The organism is Tenacibaculum aiptasiae (assembly GCF_008806755.1).
Classification (GTDB): Bacteria; Bacteroidota; Bacteroidia; order Flavobacteriales; family Flavobacteriaceae; genus Polaribacter; species Polaribacter aiptasiae.
On the sequence record NZ_WAAU01000030.1, the window covers coordinates 192,888 to 219,465 of the forward strand.

General features: G+C 31.5%; 26 protein-coding genes. 11 read left to right on the forward strand and 15 right to left on the reverse strand.

Annotation, left to right across the window (positions count from 1 at the left end; genetic code table 11):
• Positions 1 to 85: 85 nt before the first annotated feature.
• From F7018_RS15975 to F7018_RS15995, 5 genes are all read right to left on the reverse strand, one after another.
• Positions 86 to 265 carry a hypothetical protein gene (locus F7018_RS15975; protein WP_150901102.1) on the reverse strand — a complete coding sequence of 60 codons (180 nt, stop codon included), beginning with the start codon at positions 263 to 265 and terminating at the stop codon, positions 86 to 88.
• Between the two features lie 168 nt (positions 266 to 433).
• Positions 434 to 2,152 carry a NupC/NupG family nucleoside CNT transporter gene (locus tag F7018_RS15980; protein WP_150901103.1) on the reverse strand — a complete coding sequence of 573 codons (1,719 nt, stop codon included), beginning with the start codon at positions 2,150 to 2,152 and terminating at the stop codon, positions 434 to 436.
• Between the two features lie 14 nt (positions 2,153 to 2,166).
• Positions 2,167 to 2,778: a bifunctional nuclease family protein gene (locus F7018_RS15985; RefSeq protein WP_150901104.1), complete on the reverse strand. Its 612-nt coding sequence runs from the start codon at positions 2,776 to 2,778 to the stop codon at positions 2,167 to 2,169.
• 143 nt (positions 2,779 to 2,921) lie between these two features.
• Positions 2,922 to 3,875 carry an electron transfer flavoprotein subunit alpha/FixB family protein gene (locus F7018_RS15990; RefSeq protein ID WP_150901105.1) on the reverse strand — a complete coding sequence of 318 codons (954 nt, stop codon included), beginning with the start codon at positions 3,873 to 3,875 and terminating at the stop codon, positions 2,922 to 2,924.
• 91 nt (positions 3,876 to 3,966) lie between these two features.
• A complete protein-coding gene (locus tag F7018_RS15995; RefSeq protein ID WP_150901106.1) occupies positions 3,967 to 4,707 on the reverse strand; it encodes an electron transfer flavoprotein subunit beta/FixA family protein in 741 nt (246 codons plus the stop codon).
• Between the two features lie 210 nt (positions 4,708 to 4,917).
• Here F7018_RS15995 and F7018_RS16000 point away from each other — a divergent pair, with 210 nt between their 5' ends.
• The 4 genes from F7018_RS16000 to F7018_RS16015 all read left to right on the forward strand — a co-directional run bounded on the left by F7018_RS16000 (position 4,918) and on the right by F7018_RS16015 (position 11,630).
• Positions 4,918 to 5,901: a pyruvate dehydrogenase complex E1 component subunit beta gene (locus tag F7018_RS16000; protein ID WP_150901107.1), complete on the forward strand. Its 984-nt coding sequence runs from the start codon at positions 4,918 to 4,920 to the stop codon at positions 5,899 to 5,901.
• 76 nt (positions 5,902 to 5,977) lie between these two features.
• Positions 5,978 to 8,482, forward strand: a complete 2,505-nt coding sequence (locus F7018_RS16005) for a DUF5686 family protein (RefSeq protein WP_150901108.1) — start codon at positions 5,978 to 5,980, stop codon at positions 8,480 to 8,482.
• A 101-nt stretch (positions 8,483 to 8,583) separates the two neighbouring features.
• A complete protein-coding gene (locus F7018_RS16010) occupies positions 8,584 to 9,111 on the forward strand; it encodes an inorganic diphosphatase (protein WP_150901109.1) in 528 nt (175 codons plus the stop codon).
• A 113-nt stretch (positions 9,112 to 9,224) separates the two neighbouring features.
• Positions 9,225 to 11,630 carry a sodium-translocating pyrophosphatase gene (locus F7018_RS16015; protein WP_150901110.1) on the forward strand — a complete coding sequence of 802 codons (2,406 nt, stop codon included), beginning with the start codon at positions 9,225 to 9,227 and terminating at the stop codon, positions 11,628 to 11,630.
• 76 nt (positions 11,631 to 11,706) lie between these two features.
• Here F7018_RS16015 and F7018_RS16020 read toward each other — a convergent pair whose 3' ends face one another.
• The 6 genes from F7018_RS16020 to F7018_RS16045 form a co-directional block, all read right to left on the reverse strand.
• Positions 11,707 to 12,588, reverse strand: coding sequence for a hypothetical protein (locus F7018_RS16020; RefSeq protein WP_150901111.1), 882 nt, complete (start codon positions 12,586 to 12,588; stop codon positions 11,707 to 11,709).
• Between the two features lie 62 nt (positions 12,589 to 12,650).
• A complete protein-coding gene (locus tag F7018_RS16025; RefSeq protein ID WP_150901112.1) occupies positions 12,651 to 13,493 on the reverse strand; it encodes a 5-oxoprolinase subunit C family protein in 843 nt (280 codons plus the stop codon).
• Positions 13,486 to 14,205, reverse strand: coding sequence for a 5-oxoprolinase subunit PxpB (gene pxpB, locus F7018_RS16030; protein WP_150901113.1), 720 nt, complete (start codon positions 14,203 to 14,205; stop codon positions 13,486 to 13,488). Before pxpB ends, F7018_RS16025 begins: the two co-directional genes overlap by 8 nt.
• Complete coding sequence (gene pxpA, locus F7018_RS16035) at positions 14,198 to 14,938, reverse strand: 5-oxoprolinase subunit PxpA (RefSeq protein ID WP_150901114.1); 741 nt, start codon at positions 14,936 to 14,938, stop codon at positions 14,198 to 14,200. Before pxpA ends, pxpB begins: the two co-directional genes overlap by 8 nt.
• Positions 14,928 to 16,154, reverse strand: coding sequence for an Nramp family divalent metal transporter (locus tag F7018_RS16040; RefSeq protein ID WP_150901115.1), 1,227 nt, complete (start codon positions 16,152 to 16,154; stop codon positions 14,928 to 14,930). The genes pxpA and F7018_RS16040 overlap by 11 nt, the downstream gene beginning before the upstream one ends.
• Positions 16,147 to 17,250 (reverse strand): DUF2891 domain-containing protein, encoded by a 1,104-nt coding sequence (locus tag F7018_RS16045; RefSeq protein WP_150901116.1) that lies wholly within the window; start codon positions 17,248 to 17,250, stop codon positions 16,147 to 16,149. The genes F7018_RS16040 and F7018_RS16045 overlap by 8 nt, the downstream gene beginning before the upstream one ends.
• 76 nt (positions 17,251 to 17,326) lie before the next feature.
• On the opposite strand from F7018_RS16045, the gene F7018_RS16050 reads away from it, so the two are divergent.
• The 7 genes from F7018_RS16050 to F7018_RS16080 all read left to right on the forward strand — a co-directional run bounded on the left by F7018_RS16050 (position 17,327) and on the right by F7018_RS16080 (position 25,098).
• Positions 17,327 to 18,646, forward strand: coding sequence for an anthranilate synthase component I family protein (locus F7018_RS16050; RefSeq protein ID WP_150901117.1), 1,320 nt, complete (start codon positions 17,327 to 17,329; stop codon positions 18,644 to 18,646).
• Between the two features lie 24 nt (positions 18,647 to 18,670).
• On the forward strand, positions 18,671 to 19,183 hold the full coding sequence (locus F7018_RS16055) for a hypothetical protein (protein WP_150901118.1): 513 nt from the start codon (positions 18,671 to 18,673) through the stop codon (positions 19,181 to 19,183).
• A gap of 80 nt (positions 19,184 to 19,263) precedes the next feature.
• Positions 19,264 to 19,497 (forward strand): hypothetical protein, encoded by a 234-nt coding sequence (locus tag F7018_RS16060; RefSeq protein ID WP_150901119.1) that lies wholly within the window; start codon positions 19,264 to 19,266, stop codon positions 19,495 to 19,497.
• Positions 19,498 to 19,500: 3 nt separating this feature from the next.
• Positions 19,501 to 20,325, forward strand: coding sequence for an alpha/beta hydrolase (locus F7018_RS16065; protein WP_150901120.1), 825 nt, complete (start codon positions 19,501 to 19,503; stop codon positions 20,323 to 20,325).
• Between the two features lie 55 nt (positions 20,326 to 20,380).
• Positions 20,381 to 21,739, forward strand: a complete 1,359-nt coding sequence (locus tag F7018_RS16070) for a TlpA family protein disulfide reductase (protein WP_150901121.1) — start codon at positions 20,381 to 20,383, stop codon at positions 21,737 to 21,739.
• Between the two features lie 57 nt (positions 21,740 to 21,796).
• Complete coding sequence (tilS, locus tag F7018_RS16075; protein ID WP_317132398.1) at positions 21,797 to 23,107, forward strand: tRNA lysidine(34) synthetase TilS; 1,311 nt, start codon at positions 21,797 to 21,799, stop codon at positions 23,105 to 23,107.
• A gap of 26 nt (positions 23,108 to 23,133) precedes the next feature.
• Complete coding sequence (locus F7018_RS16080) at positions 23,134 to 25,098, forward strand: protein-disulfide reductase DsbD family protein (RefSeq protein WP_150901123.1); 1,965 nt, start codon at positions 23,134 to 23,136, stop codon at positions 25,096 to 25,098.
• Between the two features lie 317 nt (positions 25,099 to 25,415).
• Here the strand turns inward: F7018_RS16080 and F7018_RS18565 are convergent, their stop codons facing one another.
• The 4 genes from F7018_RS18565 to F7018_RS16095 all read right to left on the reverse strand — a co-directional run bounded on the left by F7018_RS18565 (position 25,416) and on the right by F7018_RS16095 (position 26,454).
• The gene (locus tag F7018_RS18565) at positions 25,416 to 25,592 is read right to left on the reverse strand and encodes a hypothetical protein (RefSeq protein WP_175578759.1); all 177 of its coding nucleotides are present in this window, start codon (positions 25,590 to 25,592) and stop codon (positions 25,416 to 25,418) included.
• 16 nt (positions 25,593 to 25,608) lie between these two features.
• Entirely contained in the window at positions 25,609 to 25,848 is a 240-nt protein-coding gene (locus F7018_RS16085; RefSeq protein ID WP_150901124.1) for a hypothetical protein, read from the reverse strand.
• An 83-nt stretch (positions 25,849 to 25,931) separates the two neighbouring features.
• The gene (locus F7018_RS16090) at positions 25,932 to 26,144 is read right to left on the reverse strand and encodes a hypothetical protein (protein ID WP_150901125.1); all 213 of its coding nucleotides are present in this window, start codon (positions 26,142 to 26,144) and stop codon (positions 25,932 to 25,934) included.
• Positions 26,145 to 26,259: 115 nt separating this feature from the next.
• The gene (locus F7018_RS16095) at positions 26,260 to 26,454 is read right to left on the reverse strand and encodes a hypothetical protein (RefSeq protein ID WP_150901126.1); all 195 of its coding nucleotides are present in this window, start codon (positions 26,452 to 26,454) and stop codon (positions 26,260 to 26,262) included.
• Positions 26,455 to 26,578: the final 124 nt, after the last annotated feature.

Here is a 26,578-nt window from a genome sequence, read left to right on the forward strand (position 1 = left end):
TTGGGTATAAAAATAAAAAAGCATCGATAATAAATATCGATGCCTAAAAAATTGTTTTCAGGAAGTTATTAACTATGAACTTTTACTAAGCCCATACACACCTGTTTCCAAAACAGTAACCATAGTCGCAGAATTCATGTCCACCATTGAATCGTGTACAACACATGTTGCTACCTTTACAGTAGGTTCTTCCACCTCCGTTGATTTGAACTTGTTCTTTTTTTGACAATGCTTTAAAACCGTTTAGATTTTTTAAGTTTTTCATAATTTATGATTTAAGATTTCGGGTGATATAAATATATACAAAATTACAAAACACTAAAAGACAAGTTGTTAGTTTTTTTTTAAAACCTAAGTACATCAAAAATAGGTCAATAAAAAAGCTTCAATAATTACTATTGAAGCTTTTTTGTATTTTATATATCGTTATTTTTTATCCGATAATCATACCTGCAATGGTTGCCGACATTAACGAAGCAATAGTACCTCCGATTAATGCTTTCATTCCAAATTCCGATAAGGTTTTACGTTGTCCTGGTGCTAACGAACCAATTCCTCCAATTTGAATTCCAATCGAAGCAAAGTTGGCAAATCCACATAACATATACGTTGCCATAATAATTGACTTGTTGTATGTTAAATGTGTTGCGCTTGCTACATTTTTAAGTTCAGCTAACTGAATATATCCAACAAACTCACTCGCTGCTAACTTAATTCCTAATAACTGTCCCATTAAAGCCATATCTTCTTTTGCTACACCTATTAACCACATTAATGGTGCAAATACATATCCCAGAATTGCTTCTAATGAAAACTTAGCATACGATGTGTTTTCTGCCATCCAAGTATTTAAATTGGTAATGTCTCCTACCCATCCTAAGATTCCGTTAATCATTGCTATAAATGCAATAAATACTAATAACATTGCTGCTACGTTCATGGCTAAATTTAAACCTTCAGTAGTTCCGTTGGCAATCGCATCTAAAATGTTTGATCCAATTTTTTCTGAAGAAACTTGTACGTCTGTATTTACTTCCTCTGTTTGAGGGTATAAGATTTTAGAAATAATAATAGCTCCTGGCGCTGCCATTACTGAAGCTGCTAATAAATGCTTTGCATATAATAAACGTAAAGCTTCATCATCACCTCCTAAGAAACCAATATAAGCAGCTAATACCGCTCCTGCTACCGTTGCCATTCCTCCTATCATTACTAATAAGATTTCTGACTTATTCATTTTTTCTAAATATGCCTTAATTAACAAAGGTGCTTCTGTTTGTCCTAAGAAAATATTTCCTGCTACCGATAAACTCTCTGCTCCCGATATTTTTAATACTTTAGAAAGTAACCAAGCCAATCCTTTTACTACCTTTTGAATTAATCCTAAGTAAAATAATAAAGAAGTTAATGCCGAAAAGAAAATGATGGTTGGTAATACTTGGAATGCGAAAATGAATCCGAATGAACTCATATCCGATACTAAACCGCTAAATAAAAATTCACTACCTGCTCTTGTAAAATCTAATACACTTACAAATAAACTACCTACCCATTCAAAAGCTTTTTGAACAAATGGTATTTTTAATACTCCAATAGCAATTAATAATTGGAAAGCCAATCCTAAACCAACTGTTTTCCAATCGATGTTCTTTCTGTTTGAACTGAATAAAAAAGCAATAACTAATAAAGCAAGCATTCCTATAGCTCCTCTAAACAAACTATTCATTGAAAATCCTTGACTAGGAATAATAGCGCTTGTTGCTTTTTTCTCTTCAACTACTTTTTCTACAACCGCTACCTTCTCTGGTGTTGAAGTAAACTTATACAGTACGTTTTTTTCAGATAATGTTAACGCATCTTCTGTAAGTTCTACAACGTTATAGTAACGAACCGTGTCATTAGGTTGCTTGTAGTTAAAAATTAATAAGTTATTTTGATGAATATAGTTTCCTCCTGCTTGCAAACTATCTTTTGCTACTAATGAGTACTTAAAATCTCCTTTTGTTAAATGTAAAACATCAGAAGGATTTATTGTAACCACCGAGTTTCCATCGGTAGTAGTTATAGACGAAAAATTCCACTTTTTCTCTATGCTTTGCCCAAAAGTTACTATTGATGCACAAAGCATTATGAAAGTAAATAATTTCTTCATTTTATATATTTAATTTAAGAACGTTTGCTGATTTCATCGCGAATTTTCGCGGCCATTTCATAATCTTCGTTTGCTACAGCTTCGTTTAGTTGATCGTGTAGTTCCTGTAGTGATAAACTCGCGTATCGGTCTTTTGCAGCCGCTTCTTCCTCCTCTAATGAGAACTCTATTTCTTCAGACTCTAAGTCTTCTTCAATAATTAGTTCCTCATCCAATTTTAGATAAATACCTGCTTTATCTAAAATGTTTTCATAGGTGTAAATTGGTGCGTTAAAACGGACGGCTAATGCTATCGCATCGGATGTTCGTGTGTCAATTACTTCTTCTTCGCCATCTTTTTCACAGACTAAACTAGAATAAAACACACCATCAACCAGTTTATGTATAATAACCTGTTTGACCGCAATAGTAAACCTATCGGCAAATGTTTTAAATAAATCGTGTGTAAGTGGCCTTGGGGGACGAATTTCTTTTTCTAATGCTATCGCAATAGATTGTGCTTCGAATGCTCCTATAATAATAGGTAACGTTCTTGTTCCTTCCATTTCACTTAATACTAACGCATAAGCTCCACTTTGGGTTTGACTGTACGAAATTCCTTTAATAGTCAGCTTAATTAAACTCATTTATCAATTATCGTAATAACAAAAAAGCTGTCTAATTTTAGGCTCTTTGCTTAAAATTTAGACAGCCTTTTAAGAGGGCACAATTTACTAAAAATAATGAGTTCACCTCAAATTTAAGTAAAAAGAAAATTTACCCAATTATTTTATGCTTGTTTGAACGCTTTTAATTTCTCAATTAATTGTGGAACAACTTCAAAAGCATCACCAACAATACCGTAATCTGCAGCCTTAAAGAAAGGTGCTTCAGGATCGGTGTTGATTACTACTTTTACCTTAGAAGCATTTACCCCAGCTAAGTGCTGAATTGCTCCAGAAATACCAATAGCGATGTATAAATTTGAAGCTACTGGCTTACCAGTTTGTCCAACGTGCTCGCTGTGAGGACGCCATCCTAAATCTGAAACTGGCTTAGAACATGCAGTTGCAGCTCCTAAAACTCCAGCTAATTCTTCAACCATTCCCCAGTTTTCTGGTCCTTTTAATCCTCTACCTCCAGATACAACAACATCTGCGTCTGCAATTGTAACAGTACCTGATGCTTTGTTAATGCTTTCAGATTTTACTCCTAATTCTGGTAATGAAGCATCAAATGATTCAGCTGAACCACTTACTGCGTTTTCATGCGCTCCGTAAGAATTCTTTGCTACACCAATTACTCTTTTCTCTGTAGTAATCTCAGTATTGTTAAATCCTTTGTTTGAAAAAGCTTTTCTCTTTACAACAAATGGACTTGTGCTACTTGGTAAAGCAACTACGTTAGATGCTAATCCAGCCTCTAAAGCTACTGCTACTAATGGAGCAACTGTTAAACCATCAACACTAGAATCGATAACTACAGTACTTGCTCCTTGAGCTTCCGCTACTTGTTTAATGATTGATGCATATGCTTTTGCATTAAAAGAAGCTAAGTCGTTTTTTACTTCTACTACTTTTTCAGCACCGTATGCATATAATTCAGAAGCATCTCCTCCATTGATAGTTACTACTACCATGCTACTCCCTAACTGCTCCGCTACTTTTTTTCCGTATGAAACTACTTCAAAAGCAGTTTTTTTAAATTTTCCTTCCGATGAATCGGCAAAAACTAATACAGACATATTTTATATTTTTTATATCATTAATAAGAAAGAAAGACTAATTAATGCTTGCTTCTTATTCTTATTAATAATGAGTTTTTAAATTTTACTACTAAATTGCTTTTGCTTCGTTGTGTAATAAGTCGATTAATTCATCAACATTATCTACTAACTTCACTGCTCCTTTTTCTGCTGGTCTCTCAAACGTTTTCGTAGCTGAACTAGCAGCTGCTCCAGTTGGTTCCACTACAGATAATGGCTTTTTACGTGCCATCATAATTCCACGCATGTTAGGAATACGTAAATCTTTTTCCTCTACAATTCCTTTTTGTCCTGCAACAATCATTGGTAATGTTGAAGAAACTTTTTCTTCTCCACCATCAATTTCTCTATCTAAAGTAGCATTTGTTCCATCTACTTCAATACCAACACATCCGTTAACAAAGTTATAATCTAATAAAGCAGCTAACATTCCTGGTACCATTTGACCATTGTAATCTGCAGATTCTTTTCCTGCTAAAACTAAATCGTATCCTCCGTTTTTAACAACTTCAGCTAATTCTTTAGCTACCATAAAACCATCAGTTGGCTCAGCATTTACTCTAATTGCATCATCCGCTCCAATAGCTAATGCTTTACGTAAAGTAGGCTCCGTTGAAGCACCTCCAACATTAACTACAGTTACGCTTGCCCCCTGTTTTTCCTTAAACCACATTGCACGAGTTAAACTGAACTCATCGTAAGGATTAATTACAAACTGAACTCCATTCGTATCAAACTTTGTATCGTTCTCCGTGAAGTTAATTTTTGATGTAGTATCAGGTACGTGACTGATACAAACTAATATTTTCATATATTGCTGTTTTTAAGAAACTTAATTTTGAGTGACGAAGTTACGTCTTTTTTTTAATTTATTATGCACGCATAGTAAATTTTTTACTTCTATTTAATTCTCTAGAAATCACTGCAAATGTAGGTAATGATTTGTTTAAGTTAAAAAACTATTTTTTAGTTCTATTTTTACTATTTTTGCACTCTTGATAAACAACTACTTATAAAACGTATGAAAACAGTACAATTTAGAGAAGCTATTTGCGAAGCTATGAGTGAGGAAATGCGCAGAGATGAAAGCATTTACTTAATGGGTGAGGAAGTAGCTGAATATAATGGAGCTTATAAGGCTTCTAAAGGAATGTTAGATGAATTTGGTGATAAGAGAGTAATTGATACTCCAATTGCTGAATTAGGTTTCGGTGGTATTGCAGTTGGTTCAGCAATGAATGGAAATCGCCCAATCGTTGAGTACATGACCTTTAACTTCTCTTTAGTTGGTATCGATCAAATTATTAATAATGCAGCTAAGATTCGTCAAATGAGTGGTGGTCAATTCAATTGTCCTATCGTATTTAGAGGTCCTACTGCTTCTGCTGGTCAATTAGCAGCTACACACTCACAAGCTTTTGAGAGCTGGTATGCTAACTGTCCTGGATTAAAAGTAATTGTACCTTCTAACCCATATGATGCTAAAGGATTATTAAAAGCGGCTATCCGTGATGACGATCCAGTAATTTTTATGGAGTCTGAGCAAATGTATGGTGACAAGATGGAAATTCCAGAAGGAGAATATATTATCCCAATTGGTGTTGCTGACATTAAAAGAGAAGGAACAGATGTAACTGTAGTTTCTTTTGGGAAAATTATTAAAGAAGCTTACAAAGCTGCTGAAGAATTAGCGAAAGAAGGTATTTCTGTTGAAATTATCGACTTACGTACAGTTCGTCCAATGGATCATAACGCAATTTTAGAATCTGTTAAGAAAACAAATAGATTAGTAATTTTAGAAGAGGCTTGGCCATTTGGAAGTGTTTCTTCAGAAATTACTTTTAGAATACAAGATGAGGCATTTGATTATTTAGATGCTCCTATCAAAAGAATCACAACTGCTGATACACCAGCACCATATTCTCCAGTATTATTAGAGGAGTGGTTACCTAATGCTAAGGATGTTGTAAAAGCTGTTAAGGACGTTATGTACCTTAACAAATAAGAAAAGAAAAAAGAAATTGAAAAGAAATTAAAATCCTTTTGACCCATGTCAAAAGGATTTTATAGTAATAAAAAAAATGAGACTAAGACTTACAATACTATTAGTATTCATAACCAGCGTGTTATACTCTCAACTTACATTAAAAGGTAAAGTTGTTGATGAATTCAACAATCCACTACCTTTTGTAAATGTGGTTATGAAAAACACAATCTATGGAACCACCACAGATGACGATGGTAGATTCTTTTTAAAAACAAAAAAGTATAGAGGTACTGTAGAAGTCTCTTTTCTTGGGTTTCAAACACAAACATTTAGTGTAAGTGAAAAAACAAGGTTTTTAAATATTGTACTAAAAGAAGAAAGCAATCAACTAGATGAAGTTGTTGTAGTTACAAGACCAAAGAAAAGGCTGAAAAAGAAAGAAAATCCTGCTTACCGAATTTTACAAGAAATTTGGAAACGAAAAAGAAAGAATGGTTTAGATTTAGTTGATTACTATCAATTTAAAAAGCATAAAGCTATTGAAATTGGTATAAATAACTTAGATACCGCTTTTTTAAAGAGAATATTTAAAAAAGAATACAAACAAGCTATTCAAGAAGTAAAATATGATGATGATGGTGTAAACTATTACATTCCTATATTCTTAAACGAAGAAGTTTCTAATGTATATGGTAATAATATTACTAAAGAAGTTAGAAATGATATTGAAGCAGAAAAATCTGAAGGATTGGGTGCTCAAGGATTTGTTTTTGATAGAATGTCGAATACTTTTCAAAATATTGATGTATTTAAAAATAACATTACCTTACTACAAAGATCTTTTGTAAGTCCATTATCTACGGATGGTTTTGCTACATACGACTATGTGCTATACGATAGTATTACTCAAAACGATAAAAAACTTTACAACATTTACTTCTTCCCTATTAGAGAAGGTGATTTAGCTTTTGAAGGAAACTTTTGGGTAGCCGACAAAAACTTCTCTATCAAAAGAATAAAAATGAAAGTTCGTAAAGAAATTAACTTAAACTTTGTTAGAGGACTTTCATTTGATAAAGAATTCGAAGTTCAAAACGATTCTATTTATCTTCCTACCAAAAATGCTTATGATGGTGATTTTACTTTTATTGACAAAAGTGAAACTAATAAAGGTTTAACTATCAAAAAAACAATCACATTCAAAGATTATATCTTAGACAAACCTTTGGCTGAGAATTTTTATAAAGAAGAGATTGTAAAAATTAGACCAGATCAGTTTGAAAAAGACAGTACTTATTGGGCTTCAACAGATTCTCAAGAAACTAAATCGACATATCAACTTATAGAAAAAGTTAAACAGAAAAAACAAATTAAGAACCTAACGGGTGTTATTAATACTGTAGCCAGCGGGTATATAAACACAAAATTTGGTGTACAATTTGGACCTTTTTGGACTGCGTTTGCTAAAAACGAAATAGAAGGATTTAGAACTCGTATTGGTTTTAGGACATTTAAAACTAAAGACGATAGATTTAGATTGAACGGTCATGTCGCTTATGGTTTTAAAGACAAAAAATTTAAATACGGTGCCGAGGCTCGTTATCTTTTATCTTACAAACCTAGAATTGCTGGTGGTTTAGCTTACCAAGACGACATTGAACAATTAGGAAGTGTACTTTTTAATACAACTCAACTTTTAGGAAATAGTTTTGGTACCTCTGCCCTATTTACACGTGGTAACAACCGTTTTCTTTCAAGAGTTAAAAAAGTAGCTGTTAATGTTGATTTTCAAATTAAAACCAATCTTCATGTAGGTTTCAACTTAACAAGGTCTAATATTGTTTCTGCTGCTCCAAGTTTATTTTCTATTAATTATTTAGATGAAAATGGAGCTTTAAGAGATAGAGTTGTAGACGTTTCTTCAGATGTTTATGTTTCTTATACCCCTGGAAGATTTGTATATGGTTACGGTGTAGAAAGACGTTTTGGAAGAAACATTTACCCAAGGTTAATATTAAATTATAAAAAAGGACATAGCGGAATTTTAGATGGAACGCATAACTATCATAAGTTACAGTTTCAATATAACCAACCATTATTACTTGGGAAATTTGGAGTTTTAGACGCTACATTTGAAGCCGGTAAAACTTTTGGAACTGTTCCTTTGAGTTTATTAAACCCAATTCCCGCCAATCAATCTTTCTCATTGGTTAGAAATACATTCAGTTTGTTAAACTTTTATGATTTTGTAACAGACACCTATACAGCTACGCACTTAGAACATCACTTTAACGGATTCATTTTAAACAGAATTCCTTTAATCAAGAAATTAAAACTAAGAAGTTTGGTTACTTTTAGAGCCGCTTACGGAACCATATCAGACGCAAATAGAGCTATAAACCGATCAGACATTAGTTATAATACACCTGAAAAACTGTATTACGAATACGGATTTGGTATTGAAAATATTGGATATGGAAACCTTCGTTTCTTAAGAGTTGACGCTATTTGGAGGTCTGATTATGCTTTACCTGCAGGCTCTACAATTGCACCAACTCCAAAGTTTGCAATTCGTATAGGAATTAGACCTGGCTTATAATCATTCTTTTAACCATAAAATAACAGCAATTTACCCTTTAAAAACGGTAATTAATTAGTACTTTTGCTGTCCGATTTTAGAAACGAAGAAAAGCAAGATATATGACTGCAAAAGAAAGAAAGACAGTAGATGTTTTAATTGAAATTCCAAAAGGAAGTAGAAATAAATACGAATATGATTTTGATTTAGGGAAAATTCGCTTTGATAGAATGTTATTTTCATCAATGATGTACCCTGGAGATTACGGTTTCATTCCACAAACTTTAGCTTTAGATGGAGATCCGTTAGACGTATTAGTGTTAGGTGCTGAGCCAACTTTTCCTATGTGTGTAATGGAAGTTAAACCTATTGGTGTTTTTCACATGGCTGATGAAAAAGGTCCAGATGAGAAGATAGTTTGTGTACCTGTTTCTGATCCAATTTGGAATAACTACAATGATATTTCAGACTTAAATCCACACCGTCAAAAAGAAATCACTCACTTCTTCCAAGTTTATAAAGACTTAGAAAAAAAGAAAGTAGATATTGGTGATTGGGGTAATGCTGATGAGGCTTATGAAATCTTAGATAAGTGTCTTGAGCGCTACGAAAACAGCGAGCATAAAGCTAACGGAAACTTCACTATTTAAAAAAGTTTTCAATAAAAATTATAAAAAACCTCTCAGAAGCATCTGAGAGGTTTTTTGTTTAGTCGCTGATTTTGTTATATTTACAACACTTATAACTAATCAAATTACTAAACATGAAACAAAACATGATCTATTTGCCAATAGCCTTGGCAATTTTAGGGCTTATTTTTATGTACATAAAAATGGTCTGGGTAAAAAAACAAGATGCAGGAAATGACAAGATGAAATCCATTTCCAAAAGTATTAAAGAAGGAGCTCTTGCTTTTTTAGCCGCCGAATATCGACTACTACTAATTTTTGTAATTATTGCCTCCGCGGCCTTGTTCGGAATTTCTCAATTAGTCGATACCACAAGTATCATGATTGTTCCCGCTTTTATTATAGGAGCTATATTTTCTGCCTTAGCAGGAAACATTGGAATGCGTATTGCAACCGATGCCAATGCTAGAACCGCCGAAGCTGCCAAAACCAGTTTACCACAAGCTTTAAAAGTATCTTTTGGAGGTGGAACTGTAATGGGACTTGGTGTAGCAGGATTGGCTGTTTTAGGATTAAGTTTATTCTTTTTAATATTTATTGGACAATTTTTAACTACAGGAGGAAACTTTTACAATGAAATGACCATTGTTTTAGAAGCCTTAGCTGGTTTTTCTCTTGGAGCTGAGTCTATTGCTTTATTTGCACGTGTTGGTGGAGGTATTTATACCAAAGCTGCGGATGTTGGTGCTGATTTAGTAGGAAAAGTAGAAGCTGGTATTCCTGAAGATGATCCACGTAACCCTGCAACTATTGCAGATAACGTTGGTGATAATGTAGGTGATGTTGCCGGAATGGGTGCCGACTTATTTGGTTCGTATGTTGCTACCGTTTTAGCCGCCATGGTATTAGGTAATTATGTTATTAGAGACATGTCTACCTCAACTCCTTTTACTGATGAATTTAACAATATGGGACCTATACTATTGCCACTGGTAATAGCAGGTGTTGGTGTGGTAGCATCTATTATTGGAACTTTCTTAGTTGGAATTAAAGATAATACTGCAAAAGAAGCAGAAGTACAGAAAGCACTAGACACAGGAAACTGGGCTTCGATTTTAATCACCTTAGCTGCTAGTTTCTTTTTAATTAAATGGATGTTACCAGAAACAATGCAAATGAACTTCTTTGGAGAAGGTTTAAGAGACGTTTCGTCAATGAATGTATTCTGGGCTGCTTGTATAGGATTGGCTGTAGGAGCTTTAATTTCTATGGTTACTTCACACTACACTAGTTTAGGTAAAAAACCGGTGTTAGATATTGTACAAAATAGTGCTACCGGTGCTGGAACAAATATTATTGCTGGTTTAGCTGTAGGAATGAAATCTACTTTCTTATCGGTTATTTTATTTGCAGCTGCTATTTATGGTTCCTACTTCTTTGCTGGATTTTATGGTGTGGCTTTAGCTGCTTCTGCAATGATGGCGACTACTGCAATGCAATTAGCAATTGATGCATTTGGACCTATTGCCGATAATGCTGGTGGTGTTGCTGAAATGAGCGAATTAGAAGAACACGTACGTGAGCGTACTGATATATTAGATTCTGTTGGAAATACCACAGCAGCAGTTGGAAAAGGTTTTGCAATTGCTTCTGCTGCCTTAACTGCCTTAGCTTTATTTGCTGCTTATGTAACTTTTACTGGTATTGATGGAATTAATATTTTTAAAGCCGATGTATTAGCTATGTTGTTTGTTGGAGGAATGATTCCTGTAATATTCTCAGCATTAGCAATGCAATCAGTGGGAAAAGCTGCTATGGAAATGGTACATGAGGTACGTCGTCAGTTTAGAGAAATTCCAGGTATCATGGAAGGAACTGGAACTCCTGAATATGCTAAGTGTGTAGATATTTCTACAAAAGCAGCCTTAAAAGAAATGATTTTACCAGGATTAATTACCATTATTACACCAATTATTATTGGAGTTGTTTTTGGTGCTGAACCATTAGGTGGTTATATGGCTGGAGTTTGTGTATCTGGTGTAATGTGGGCTATTTTCCAAAACAATGCCGGAGGTGCTTGGGACAATGCTAAAAAATCGTTCGAAGCTGGTGTTGAAATTAACGGAGAAATGACGTATAAAGGTTCTGATGCACACAAAGCTGCAGTTACTGGAGATACAGTAGGTGATCCTTTTAAAGATACTTCTGGACCTTCTATGAATATTTTAATCAAGCTTACTTGTTTAGTTGGATTGGTAATTGCGCCTATTTTAGGTGGACATACTTCAGATTCTCATGCCACTAACGAAATTAAAAAAGAAATCAAAGTAGAAATGAAATCTACCGACGGTGAAACTGCCGTAGCTGTGGTTACCACATCAAAAACTGAAAATGGTGAAACAATTTCCGAAACAGAAACCATTGAAGGAACCGTAGAAGAAGTAAAACAAAAAGTAGAAGAAACCACTGATAAAAATGCTTCTGTAGAAGTTAAAAAAGTTATCAAAGAAGTAGAAGAAAAAACTGAAAAGAAAGAATAGTTTTTCACACTATATAAATAATAAAACCTCACAGTTATTTTACTGTGAGGTTTTTTTATAAATAATTTCTATTTTCTTATTTTTTAATCAATTCAAATACTTTATCTCCTAAACTAACAAATTCATTTTTATAATCTGTCTTTCTTTTATGTAGATGAATATCTCCGTTCTCTTTGAGATTTATTAAAAAACTAAATCCTTTACTATTATTATTTAATATATCCTCGTTAATGATAATTAAATCAGATTTATATGGCAAACCACAATAAACATCTGTTGAAAAATAAAATGTAAAATTCTCAAATTTATCAAATCCACTTGCAACACCACTCTTATGAATTTTAAAGTTGTTGCTAAGAATATTCCCAGAACTATCTTTTACAATATACTTCCCTACTAGCGTTTTTAATCTCGTGTAATGATAAATTGGATTAGGAAATGGATTATCAGCATCAAATCCTGATTCAACTCTTGTAAAACGAATTGACCTTTCTTTTTTTCCTTTTCCTTTTAACTTATAGAGCGTTAAACTATTTTTATTAACATCCCATTTTAAATGAGATATAGATTTAGTATCATAATAATCTGTTTTAATTATTTTATAATATCCTAAAGAGTCTTTTTGATTTAAATTTAATTTAAAACTCCCTTGTTCTCTTATAGTATCATTTCCTTGTAATATATAATCAGAAACCTCAGGGTAAATTAAGTGATCATGAAGTACAGAATACCCTATATTTAAAATTTCATTTTTCACTTCTTTAGTATTGATTCTCAAACCAACCGGACTCCCAAAATAAAAATCTCCTTTAGATTTAACTGCACTTTTTGTCTTTTCAAAAGAATTATAATAATCTTCTGCTATCCATACCCCTTCAAGTTTCTTTAAATCTCTCTTAATTTTCTGTCCAAAACAAAAAGTATTAAAACCTATTAGCAGCAACAGTATCTTTTTCATTTCTTTTTAAATTTAATAATTTATAATACCAAAACATTAGTAATGCAATATTATTGTTAACCTTAAAACATAAACCTCAACGCATCTCCCGTAGTTTTTTGAGCAAGTATATTAATCGCGTTTTCTGAGAGCTGTAATACACGAGGATAACCTCCTGTAACCTGACAATCTCGCATTAATACAATCAATTTCCCAGAAGGCGTTAATTGTATTGTACCTGGCAATACTCCTGAAGTTAACATCGAATCAAAATTGTTGGGAACAACCTCATTTAATCGATATCCCATACGACTATTATCTGATGAAATGGTAAATAGAGTTTCTTGAAGTAATTTTATTTGTTCAAAAGAAAGCATGTTAAATTCTGGACCTTTAAAACACGAAATATTTTCAGAAGTAAAATGTTTTGATTGTACTTTAACCGTAGCAAAACTTCTTTGCAATTGGTTTTTTATAGTTTTTATCGGTATAACAGCTTCTTTTTTTAATATAAAATCTGGCGTGATTCCTTTGTAAAAACTTCGGCTTTTAAGAAGTTTAGCTGTTTTTAACCCTCCCAAGACTCCTATATACGTTCGCACCCCATAGTTTCTTTTTCCAAAAGATAATATTGTTCCTTTTGTAACTCTTTGTACTGAGTTTAGTTTAATAGATACATCATTTAACTTAGGAGAAAAGTCAGCTCCTGTAATACAAATAAAAGTATCTGTTAAAAATTCTAGTTTACAACCTCCAAAAGTAACTTCTATAAGCGCTGCATCTTCGTTATTATGTAATAAATGATTAGCTAATTGTGCAGAATAAGCATCCATTACTCCAGAAACTGGCACTCCAATTTTCCGACATCCTTTTCTACCGCTATCTTGTATAGAACTATAAATTCCAGAAGCCAATACTTTAATCATCTAACAGTGTTTTTGTTAATTGATATTTTTCCTTTTGCTCTACTATCTTTTCGTATTCTGAGAGTATTATTGGCACAAACTGAATTTTGTCTCCTGACTTTGCAAAACATGGTGTTTCTTTTGTGATATCAAACAATGATATTGGAGTTTGCCCTATAATATTCCATCCTCCTGCACTCTCCTGCGGATAAATCCCTGTCTGACTTCCTCCTATTGCCACCGACCCTTTGGGTACTTTTAATCTTGGTGTGGCTTTTCTAGGAAAATGCAAACATTTTTCTAAACCTCCTAAATATAAAAAGCCTGGTAAGAAACCTATAAAATACACACTATACTGAGGAGCACTATGCTTTTGCACAAGCTCTTCTGGTGTTAACTGTAAGTTTTTTGCTAGTTCTTGTAAATCTATCCCAAACTGTGGCTCATAACATACTGGTATTTCCCATAAATAGTTTGACTCTTCTGCAATTACACTACTGTCTTCATATAATTCTTGTAGTGATGTTATTTCTTGTTTTTTAGGCTCTTCCTTATAAACAAGCATTAATGAATGATAGCCTATAATGCTATCTTCTATCAGTTCTGATTTCTCCGAACTTACAAGCTGCTCAAACCGTGTAATATCCCGAATAACTTCTTCTGATATTGCTGCAGTCCATTCTATTAAAATGGTTCGTTCTCCAAAAAACGTGTATGTTGGCTTTTTAAACAACGTTGATATTATTTTCTGTAAGCTTTGTATGAATATACTTCACTAATTCTACCGCATTTTCTGTATCTCCATGTACACAAATGGTATCGGCTAGTATTTCCTTAACTCCTGTAATTGTAGCTACTTTTTTATCTACAATCATCCTTTGTATATGCAAAAACACTGCTTCTCTATCAGTAATCATAGCATTCTCTTGACTTCTCGACACCAATGTTAAGTCTCCATTATAGTTTCTATCAGCAAAAGCTTCGTATTGTATTTGCAAATTATTTTTTAAAGCTTCTTCTGCTATTACTGAATTATACGGAACATATAAATATACTTCTGGACTTGTATTTTGTATTGCTTTTATAACCAATTGCGCCACTCCTCTACTCTTAGCTATTAAATTATACAAAGCACCATGTGGTTTTATATGGTGTAGTTTTTCTCCTTGTAACGCAGCTCTTTCTTTCAGTAAATTAATTTGACTTTCTATACTGTACTGAAGTTCTTTTTCTGAAATATCCAACACAACTCTTCCAAAGTTTTCTCTGTCTGGAAATGAAGGATGTGCTCCAATTTTCACTTTGTTATTTTTCGCCAGACTTATTACATGATCAATAATTTTTACACTACCAGCATGTGCTCCGCATGCTATATTACAGGAAGATATATAAGGCATCAAAGTTGCTTCGTTTCCAATGCCTTCGCCTACATCACAATTAATATCTATAGATAATTTAGAATACATTAAATACCTTTAAAATACTTTTTAGTCCTAAGAATATACTAATTCCTAAAATTAAAAACCCAATAATATTTTGAGTTTTTGTATTACTATATTTTCCTAGTAATGATTTTTTATTCATAATCCACAATAGAATTCCTGCTATAATTGGCAACAGCATTCCATTAGCTATTTGTGCAAACTTGATAATTTCAATTGGTTTTATTCCTATAGAAGAAAATACTACCCCTATCAATAAAATAAACATCCAAACTGCTCTAAACTTTTTAGACTTTAATCCTTCTTTCCATCCTAAACATCCTTTTGCTACATAGGCCGCCGCCAAAGGTGCTGTGATTGCCGATGTAATTCCAGCTGCAAACAATCCTAATGCTAAAAAGTATTTAGAAAAACTTCCGTATAATGGTTCTAATCCTTTAGCTAAATCGGCTGCATTATTTATTTCTGATGAATTGATAGCTGCTGCTGAAATTATAATTGCCATAGAAACCAATCCTCCCAACACAATAGAAACTATTGTATCTTTTTTTGCAAACGATAAATCTTCCGAAGTTTTCCATTTTTCCTTTACTAAAGAAGCATGTAAAAATAAGTTATATGGTACTACCGTAGTTCCTATTAGTCCTATTATGGTTAACAAACTTTTCTCTGGAAATTTAGGAATCAACATTCCTTTTATAATCTCTAAAAAATTTGGCTTTGTTACAATTGCTGTTATTAAAAAAGAAACACTCATTAAAATAACCAAAGTAACCAAAGCTCGTTCTAAAAACTTATAATTTCCTATGTATAAAAGAATAAAAGCAATGATTCCAATGATTAAACTCATTACATTTACCGTAAAACCACCAAAAGAAAACAACCAACTACCAAATACGGTTTCTAAACCTAAAATTCCACCACTTATATTTCCAGCTTCGTAAGATGCATTCCCAACAACAATAGCTGACAGTATTAAAACTGTAATAAATTGTTTAAAAAAAGGCGATTTTATTTCTTCTCTTATTACTTCCGATAATCCTTTTTGAGAAATTATCCCCAACCTTGCTGCCATTTCTTGTAATACAATGGTAGCGATAATGGACAATAACATTGCCCATAATAAATTCATTCCAAAATTAACTCCTGCGAGTGTACACAATGTTACAGTTCCTGGACCAATAAAAGCTGCTGCTACTAAAGTTCCAGGACCTATATTTTGAAATAGTTTTTTAATCATTATCAATAGAGTTTAATGCATAAATAGCAAAACTTCCTAACCAATGACCTCCTTCATAACTATCGCCTACAATATTTGGTAATGAATAATTTATATGTTGATTAGCTATATTTTTTAAATGTTTATAATTTGGCATTCCTTTAATAATTCTATTTAATGCCCAAGCTCTTGAAAAGTTTACTCCATCTAAGTGAACTAGCTTTCCATCTTTTCTATCAGACACTTCTCCTACTGGAAATGTAAAATTCTTATCTTTTAATTGTGGAAGAAAATCGGCAAACCATAATCTAAATTCAGCTGGTGACATAATACGTTTCATAATTGCTGCTTCTTGTAAACAAGGCGACAAGAAATCGTAACCACTAGGCTCCCATGACAATGGACAATGTGCGTCTTTTAAATAAAAGTCTCTTGCTCGTTTTTTAATTAAATCTTGCAACTTAGAATTCCCTACTGTTTTTGCATAATCCCACGCAAAGGTCAATCCAAAAGCTGTATTGGTATGTTCTCCTACTCTAATTGGATATTTTAATTTTGGTAAAAAATCAAAATATTTCTCTACAATTAAGTCTGTTAATGGCTGTAAGTTTTCTTCTAGTTGTCTAGCAGTTGGACTATCCCATGTATGTAATTCTTCAGCTAACTTTAATAACCAAGCCCATCCATAAGTTCGTTCATAACTTTTATTATGCTTTCCATGAAAATAAGCAACTTCTTTTTCTATGTTTTCTTTTGAAATGTTTTTCAATAGTTTTTGCTCTATTTCTGCAGAATTATCAAGATTTGGAAATTGTTTTAATAAAGAAACTAAACTCCAATGCCCATGTACAGATGAATGCCAATCGAAACAACCATAAAATGCTGGGTGTAATTCTTTTGGTGATTGTAAATCTAACGAATCACCTATTACCTGATTTAATTTATTAGGATATTCTACTTCAATACAATTTATTGGTAATGAAACTAACCGTTTAGCTTGCTCTAAATTTAAAGTTGGTACTGTCTCTTTTTTTATTTCCGCTACTTTCTTTTTCTTTTCTGGCGTATTACATGCTATTATAGAAACAAGTAAAAAAAAGAATACTGTTTTTTTCATTCTGTTTAATTAATTAGATTTTTATAAAAGTAGGAAAAAGAAAACAAAAGTATTTTCGTATTCTTATTTTTGTACGATGTCTAAAAGAACTCAACGTAATTTTAAAATAGAAGATCCAAAAATATTTAAGCAAAAAATATTTTCATGGATGCAACAATTTGAAACTGCTATTTGGCTAGATTCAAATAATTACGAACAAAAATATTCTTCTTTTGATTGTGCGATTGCTGTTGATGAATTTACTTCTATAAAAACAGATTACCATAATGCCTTTGATAAATTAAAAGAATACCAATCTTATACCAAAGATTATATTTTCGGGTATATCAGTTACGATGTTAAAAACGATACAGAAAAACTGAGTTCTAATAATTTTGATGGACTTCATTTTCCTGACTTATATTTCTTTCAGCCTCAAAAACTAATTTTCATCAAAGGAAACACTGTTGAATTTCATTATTTACAAATGATTGACGATGAACTAGAAGAAGATTTTGAAGAAATTATCGAAGCTATTCCTATTTATAATAGAATCCAAGAAAATAATTCACCTGAAGAAAGTGACATTAAAATTAAACTTCGAATTCATAAGGACGAATACCACGAAAAAGTTACTAAAGTTTTAGAACACATTCATAGAGGTGATATTTATGAGGCTAACTTTTGTCAAGAATTTTATGCTGAAAATACAATCATAAACCCTTACGAAGTTTACACACATTTAAATGAGATTTCCGAACCTCCTTTTGCTACTTTTTTCAAGCATGAGAATTTACACCTTTTATCAGCTACTCCTGAAAGATATATTAAAAAAGAAGGAACTAAAATTATTTCTCAACCTATAAAAGGAACTGCAAAGCGTTTAATTAGTCAAATAGAAGATGAAAAAATTGCTTTCGATTTAGCTCGTGATGAAAAAGAGCGTTCGGAAAACATTATGATTGTTGACTTAGTTAGAAACGACCTATCTAGAGCTGCTATAAAAGGAAGTGTTCAGGTAGAAGAATTATGTAAAGTATATTCTTTTAAACAAGTACATCAAATGATTTCTACTGTAACTTCAGAAGTAGCAATTACTACACATCCTGTAGATATAATAAAAGACACATTTCCTATGGGAAGTATGACAGGAGCTCCTAAAATTTCAGCCATGAAAATTATTGAAGAACTAGAGGAGACTAAACGCGGGCTATATTCTGGCACAGTAGGTTACTTTACTCCTGATGGAAATTTTGATTTTAATGTAGTAATCAGAAGTATTTTATACAATAGTGACGAAAAATACGTTTCTTATTCAGTAGGTGGCGCCATTACTGCCAAGTCTACTCCAGAAAAAGAATATGAAGAATGTCTTTTAAAAGCTAAAGCCATGAAATATGTTCTATTAAACAACTAATTAAACTTAATTATATTTATCCCTATGAAAAACATTTTTAAAACCTTAACACTTATAGCTTTATTAATTGGTGGAATTGCTTGTAAATCCAATAAATATTCATTTGTAAGTGAATACCCTGTAAAACAATTACCATTAATTGATAGCACCAATTTTGATAATCATGTAGAAGGAAAACTTTTAAATAAAGAAGAGCAGAAATTATTGAAATTACCTTCGATTTTTGAAGATCAATTGGATAATGAAAAAGCTAAAATTGGAATTTCATACTTACCTAAAATATCAGATAATTTTCAATCAGTTGTTTTCTATTTCTACCCAAACAACAATGAAGTTATTTCAATGTTAGTAAACTACGATAAAGATTTTACCATTATTAACAGTCAAGTTTTGGCTTATGATGAAATTACAGATGGTATCTTAAAAACAACTTCAAAAATTGATAAAAATAGAATTGTGTTAACAGAATATGTTTCTGAAAACCCTTCTACTCTTTATTTTAAAATTTCAGATAAAGGAGATATCACTAGAGAATAAATAACCTCTACCGAAGCTTCAGAAGCAAAATTAAAAACCTCTATTAAATTAAGAGGTAGTTTATTTATATTTACTGAATAATGATTATAGATCAAGAAGAAAAATTCACACAAGTACTTTCAAAAATAGAAGGAATAGTAAATGAGCAAAGCTTTTTTAATAAGTTTTTAGAGTTATATCCAGAAGCATGGAAGCAACATAAAATTGCATTCTCTAAATTTAAAAGAAGTAAACAATTTGGTAAAACTATTCCCTTACCTAAACCTGAGGTTTCTTTAAAAAAAGAAATCAGAGTTTGGTTAAAAAAACAATAGATTATGACGCATCAAGAATTCAATTTTAATTATCATAAAACAACTTTTTTTGGTCAATACTGGCAGCCTGAAACTGTAAAAGCTGTAGTTATTCTTATTCATGGAATGGGAGAACACTCTGGCCGCTATCAACATGTGGCAAAAAAACTTACGGATAATAATTTTGGAGTCATTGCTTTTGATCATTTTGGACATGGAAAAACTTCTGGTAAACGTGGGCACAACCCTAGTTTTGATGCGGTTTTAGAAAGTGTTTCAAAACTAATAGAACAAGCAAAAAGCGTTTTTGGAAACAAACCAATGTTTTTATATGGGCATTCTATGGGCGGAAATACTGTAATTAATTATACACTTCGTAATGAACATGAATTAGTAGGCACCATAGCAACCAGTCCCATGCTAAAGTTAGCATTTCAACCTCCAGCTTGGAAATTATCTATTGGAAAATTAATGCAAAAAATTGCTCCTTCTATTACTTTACCTAGTGAGCTAGAAACTTCTCATATTTCACGTATTCAAGAAGAAGTAGATAAATATATAAATGACCCATTAGTACACGATAAAATAAGTCCAAACTTCTCATTATCCTTCTTCGAATCAGCAGATTGGGCTATAGAAAATGCCGCCTCTTTAAAAACTCCAATGTTTCTATTACATGGAACTGATGATAAGATTATTGATTATAAAGGAACCGAAGCATTCGCTAATAATACCGACAACGCAACTTTAAAAATATATAAAGGAGGTTATCACGAATTACATAATGACTTATGTGCTGAAGAAATGCTTAATGATATTGTTGATTGGTTAAATTCAAAAACGAAGTAAACCAACTTGTTATTGAAAATATTATATTGCGTAAACTTTAATACAAACAGTAACTATGAGAAGACTACTATTACTAGTAATAGTTTTAACTATTATTTCGTGTAAACAAGAAAAAAAGAACTATGTTTTATTTTCTGGTAAGATTGAGAATCCTAACAGTGGTTTGCTAGCTATTCTAAATAGCGAAAACAAAAAAGTAAAAGAAATAGATGTTTCTGAGACTGGAACTTTTTCTGATACTATTTTTGATGCTAATGGGTACTTTAGATTTTCTGACGGAAAAGAAAGTTCTACTATTTATTTGCAAGACGGATACGATATTACCTTGAACATGAATGCTAAAGAATTTGATGAAACCATTACCTATAAAGGTGAAGGTAGTAATGAAAATAATTTTATAGCACAAAAATTCTTAACCAAAGAAAAACTATCTTCTAAAGATTTATTCTCTTCAGAAGAAGCTGAATTTTTAAAGAAATTAGATAATCAAAAAACAGAATTATTAAATTCTTTCTCTAAAGATTTAGACAAAAAATTTGTTGAATTAGAAAAAACAAGCATAAACTACGATCATATTATGACTGCAAAACAATATGAACGTGCACATGCTTATTTTACTAAAAACAGAGATTTTAAAGTATCTAAAGACTTTCCTGATTTAGCTAAAGATTTAAACTACGATAACGAAGAGGACTATAAAACATTCTCTGCTTACAAAAATTTAGTAGGAAGAAATTTTTACGCAAAAGTTGATGAAGTTGTAAAAAAGGATAGTGTTGCTTTTGACAAGGCTGCTGTTGACTTTATTAAAAATGTAAAAAGTAAAGTTATTAAAAACGGATTATTAAAAAGTGTAGCATATGAAGTTTCTTTTGAAAACCCAAATCCAGAAGGGATTTACAATGCTATTATGGAACTTTCTACTGATGAAGATTTCAAAAAAGGATTAACTCAAAAATATGAATTAATCAAAAAACTTGGTCGTGGTTCAGATTCTCCAGCTTTTGAGAATTTTGAAAACTATGCTGGTGGTACATCTTCATTAAAAGACTTTAGAGGTAAGTATGTATATATTGATGTTTGGGCTACTTGGTGTGGACCATGTAAAGCAGAAATACCATCATTAAAAAAAGTTGAAAAACAATACCACGATAAGAACATTGAATTTGTGAGTATTTCAATAGACCCTAAAAAAGACCATGGACTTTGGGAACAAATGATTAAAGATAAAGAACTTGGTGGTGTTCAATTATTTGCTGATAATGACTGGAACTCTAAGTTTATAAAAGATTACGGTATTAACGGTATTCCTCGTTTTATCTTAATTAACCCAGAAGGAAAAATTGTTAGTGCTAGTGCTCCTAGACCATCTAACAAAGCTTTAATTGATCTATTTGATGAATTAAAAATTTAAAGTAAAAACACAAAGCCTTTTTAGTTAACTAAAAAGGCTTTAAATTATCTATTCATATTGCTTAGACTAGCTGAACATATTAATAACAACCTTCCTTTTTTAAAAGGAAAAAAGCTTTTAATTGCTATTTCAGGTGGAGTAGACAGTGTAGTTTTAACCCACTTATTATATCAGTTAAAGTTTAATATTTCATTAGCTCATTGTAACTTTCAATTACGAGGTGAAGAGAGTGATTTAGATGAAATTTTTATTAACGATTTAGGAAAAGAACTTTCCTTAAATACTTATACTATTCAATTTAAAACAAATGAGTATGCTAAAAGACATAAATTATCAACTCAATTAGCTGCTAGAAAACTCCGTTATGATTGGTTTAATGAATTAGCTAGAGAACATGATTTCGATTACATCTTAACTGCTCATCATGCTGATGATAATTTAGAAACATTTTTAATCAATTTAACAAGAGGTACTGGTTTAGAAGGTTTAACAGGAATTCCTACTGTAAATGGTAATATAGTACGTCCTTTATTGATTTTTTCTAGAGAAGAAATTAAGAATTTCGCCATAACAAATGCAATTCAGTGGCGAGAAGATGCTAGTAATTCCGAGACAAAATACCTTAGAAATAAAATAAGACACCAAATTATCCCTACTTTAAAAGAAGTTAATCCTAGCTTATTAAATTCATTTATCAAAACGAATGAATTTTTAAAGCAATCTCAACAAATTGTAAACGATAAAATAAAAGAAACATCTCCTGAAGTCCTTATTAACAAAGGGGATGTTATAAAAATAGATATTAAGAAAATTTTATCTTTTTCTAATCCTAAAGCTTATTTATATCAGATTTTAAAGGAGTATAAATTTACTGAATGGGATGATGTTTACGATTTAATTTATGCCCAATCAGGCAAGAAAGTATCAACAAATTTCTATACTTTATTGAAAGACAGAGATTTTTTATTACTTTTACGCACTAATAAAAATAGCTCGTCTGAAAATGAACGAGTTATCATTTATAAAGAAAACACCCAAATAGTAAGTCCCATTAACTTATTATTTAAAAACGTTCAAAAAAAGACAAGAACAGATATAAATACTATTTATGTCGATAAAAATTTATTAAATTACCCCCTCATCCTAAGAAAATGGGAAAAGGGTGATTATTTTTATCCTACAGGAATGATGGGTAAAAAAAAATTAAGTAAATATTTTAAAGACGAAAAGATATCTGTTTTTGACAAAAAAAACATTTGGTTGCTTTGTTCAGATGATAATGAAATTATTTGGATTATCGGAAAACGACAAGACAGGCGTTTTTTATCTTCTAACAGCACAACACAATTATTAAGAATAACTATATAAAAACAACCCCTTATAAACTAACTCGAATGAAAAAATTCTTTACTCTATTTTTATTGTTCATAGGTTTTACGGTTTACTCTCAATCAGATGACAATCCTATTGTTGTAACTCCTACCGTTGAAAAAATTTCGGACACCGAATACGACTTAATTTTCGAAGTAGAAATTGCTGAAGATTGGCACTTATACTCGCAATACAATCCAGAAGATGCTTCTTTACCAATGACTATTGCTCCTGCTGAAGGACAAACTGGTTATACTCTTAATGGTAAAGCTAAGGAAAGTGAAACTGAAACTGAATTCAGTGAAATTTGGGGAAAAGATGAAATCTTTTTTGTTGATGAAGCTAAATTAATTCAACGAATTACTGTTTCTGATCCAAGTTTAACTCAAATTACACTTAATTTAGACGCTCAAATATGTAAGGAATATTGTTTACCTTTTGATGAAGATTTTACTTTCTCTTTAACTGGTGAAGAAGTTGTTCAAACTGTTGCTGAAGTTGATGATAAGAGTCAGTCTTTATCTCAAACATTAAACTTAAACTTAAAAAACACAATTTTATTAAAGAGTTCTACTGAAAAAACTAATGATGAAGAAGGTGATACTTTATTTAACATTTTCTTATTAGGTTTTGTAGGTGGTTTATTAGCCTTTTTAACTCCTTGTGTTTTCCCAATGGTACCTTTAACTGTATCGTTTTTCACAAAGCGCTCTGAGAAAAAAGGAAAAGGAATAGGTAGCGCTTTATTATATGGTTTCTTTATTGTTTTAATTTATGGACTTTTAAGTTTACCATTCCACTATTTAGATACTTTAGACCCAGAAATTTTAAATACTATTTCAACTAACATTTGGTTAAATGTATTTTTCTTTGTCGTACTTATATTTTTCGCAGGATCTTTCTTTGGTTTCTACGAATTAACATTACCAAGCTCTTGGAGTAACAAGGCGGATAGTGCTTCGAACATTGGAGGTATTATTGGTACTTTCTTCATGGCATTAACTTTAGCTATCGTATCATTCTCTTGTACAGGACCTATCTTAGGATCTTTATTAGCAGGATCTTTAGGTACTAATGGAGGAGCTATGCAATTATCTGCTGGTATGATTGGTTTTGGTACTGCATTAGCTTTACCTTTCGCTTTATTTGCAATGTTCCCAGGATGGTTAAATTCTTTACCAAAATCTGGAGGATGGTTAAATACTGTAAAAGTTGTTTTAGGTTTCTTAGAATTAGCATTTGCTTTTAAATTCTTATCTAATGCAGATTTAGTTGGTCACTGGGGAGTATTAAAAAGAGAGGTTTTCATTGGTATATGGGCATTAATTGCTTTCTTAATGGCTCTTTATTTATTTGGCATCATCGGAAAAAAGTATGGTAAAATTTCTTTCTTTAGAGTTTTACTTGGTTTAACTGCTTTAGCAGCTGCTGTATATTTAGCTCCAGGTGTTATGGAGAAACCAGCATGGAATCAAGGAAAATTATTAAGTGGATTTGCTCCACCTAAATTCCATAGTATATATAAAACAGACAACCAATGTCCTCTTAACTTAAATTGTTTCAAAGATTTTGAAGAAGGTATTGCTTATGCTAAGTCTGTAAACAAGCCTGTTTTATTAGACTTTACAGGTTGGGCATGTGTTAACTGTCGTAAAATGGAAGAAAACATTTGGAGTCAACCAGATATCTATTCATTAATTAATGATGATTATGTATTAATTTCATTATACGTAGATGATCATGAAAGAAAATTACCAGAAGATCAACAATTTGACTTTATTAAACCAAATGGTAAAGTAAAAAGAATTAGAACTTATGGTGATAAATGGGCTACATTACAAGCAGCAAACTTTAAAACTGCTTCACAACCTTTCTATGTCTTAATGAGTCCAAGTTTAGAGGTACTTAATTCTCCTCAACAATATACAGACCACTCTACTTATTATAAGTGGTTAAAAACAGGTTTAGACCGTTTTAACAATAACTAATTATAAGTTACTAAATAAACAAAAGCCTCTTAATTAAAATTAAGAGGCTTTTTTATTTTTAACAAAATTGAATTACTGATGAAGTTTTTTATCTACTATATATTTTAAAATAACTATATCACCAATAATTCTACAACCTACCCAGTAACCAGTAGATAAATTGATTTATTTTTGTCTTATACCATCAAACTTATATACTTAAGTTGGTTTTATGTTACCTTCCTTTACTAATTTTTTCATAGGATAACTTATTTTTTTCCTAAATCGAAAGTTTGTTCCTTAATAATATGAATTTATGGTTAAATAACTTTAAGTTGTTAAATTAAATGACATCCTGGATAATCATCTCTAAAACATAACTCTAATTGAGGGCAACATCCTTGTCCTGCTGGACAATCTTTATGTGTTAAACAACTTTCGTGCTTTCCTCCATTAATTGATATTTGCTCTGATTTTTTCAAAGCTTTTCCTAAATTTAAAATCGATTTTTTCATAACTTGATTATATTTATTAAAATAATGTACCGTAAATTCTTACCTCAAAACCTGAACCCCCCCAATGTAATGTGCAAGGTTCACACCTTGTTTTAGCAGGATCTGCACCATGAGATATCGCTGATGCCATAGCGCTATTACATCTACTCATAGATGTATAACAACTGCTACCTATAAAAGTAATCCCTCCTCCAGTTATTGATTTTTGTTCTGCTTTATTTAAAGCTTGTCCTAAATTTAAAATTGATTTTTTCATGTATTATCTTTTTAGATTTAATAAAGTTTTTAAGTGATAAAAAAGTATTAGAAATACTATTTTATAATACTTTTAAAATTATTTTAAGGTCCTTCTGGAGCAACCATACAAACCCATCCACATCCTGGAGCATATATCCATGGACTTATACAATTTACGTCAGTAACAGGTTGTTCATAACATCCTCTTCTATTTGGCCCATCATTATTACCTTCTCCAGGTCCTTCTCCTCCATTAATTGACTTTTGTTCGACTTTATTTAAAGTCTTACCTAAATTCAAAATTGATTTTTTCATTTTAAAATAATTTATAAAATTGATTAAATCCTTGATCATTTAAAGACACTCAAGGTCTATGTCCATTCTTCGCGAAAGAATATTTCTTTTTGGGAATAAATTTGAATCTTTTTATTTATAAAATACAGTCAGGATCAACTAAAACACAAGGCTTATACTTATCTGGTAACCTATAAAAATCACCGCAAGAATATTTATCAAAAGAGAAAGGGCCAGAATAAGTATTGCAATCTGAAAAGCTTCCTCCATTAATTTGTTGTTGTTCTATTTTACTTAACCTTTTACTTATATGTAAAATTGATTTTTTCATTTTAAAATAATTTATGAAATTGATTTAACCCTTGATCATTTAAAGACACTCAAGGCTTATGTCTACTCCTCGCGAGAGAAAATTTTATTTAATAATATTTCTAAGTTGATAGAAAAAACGTTCT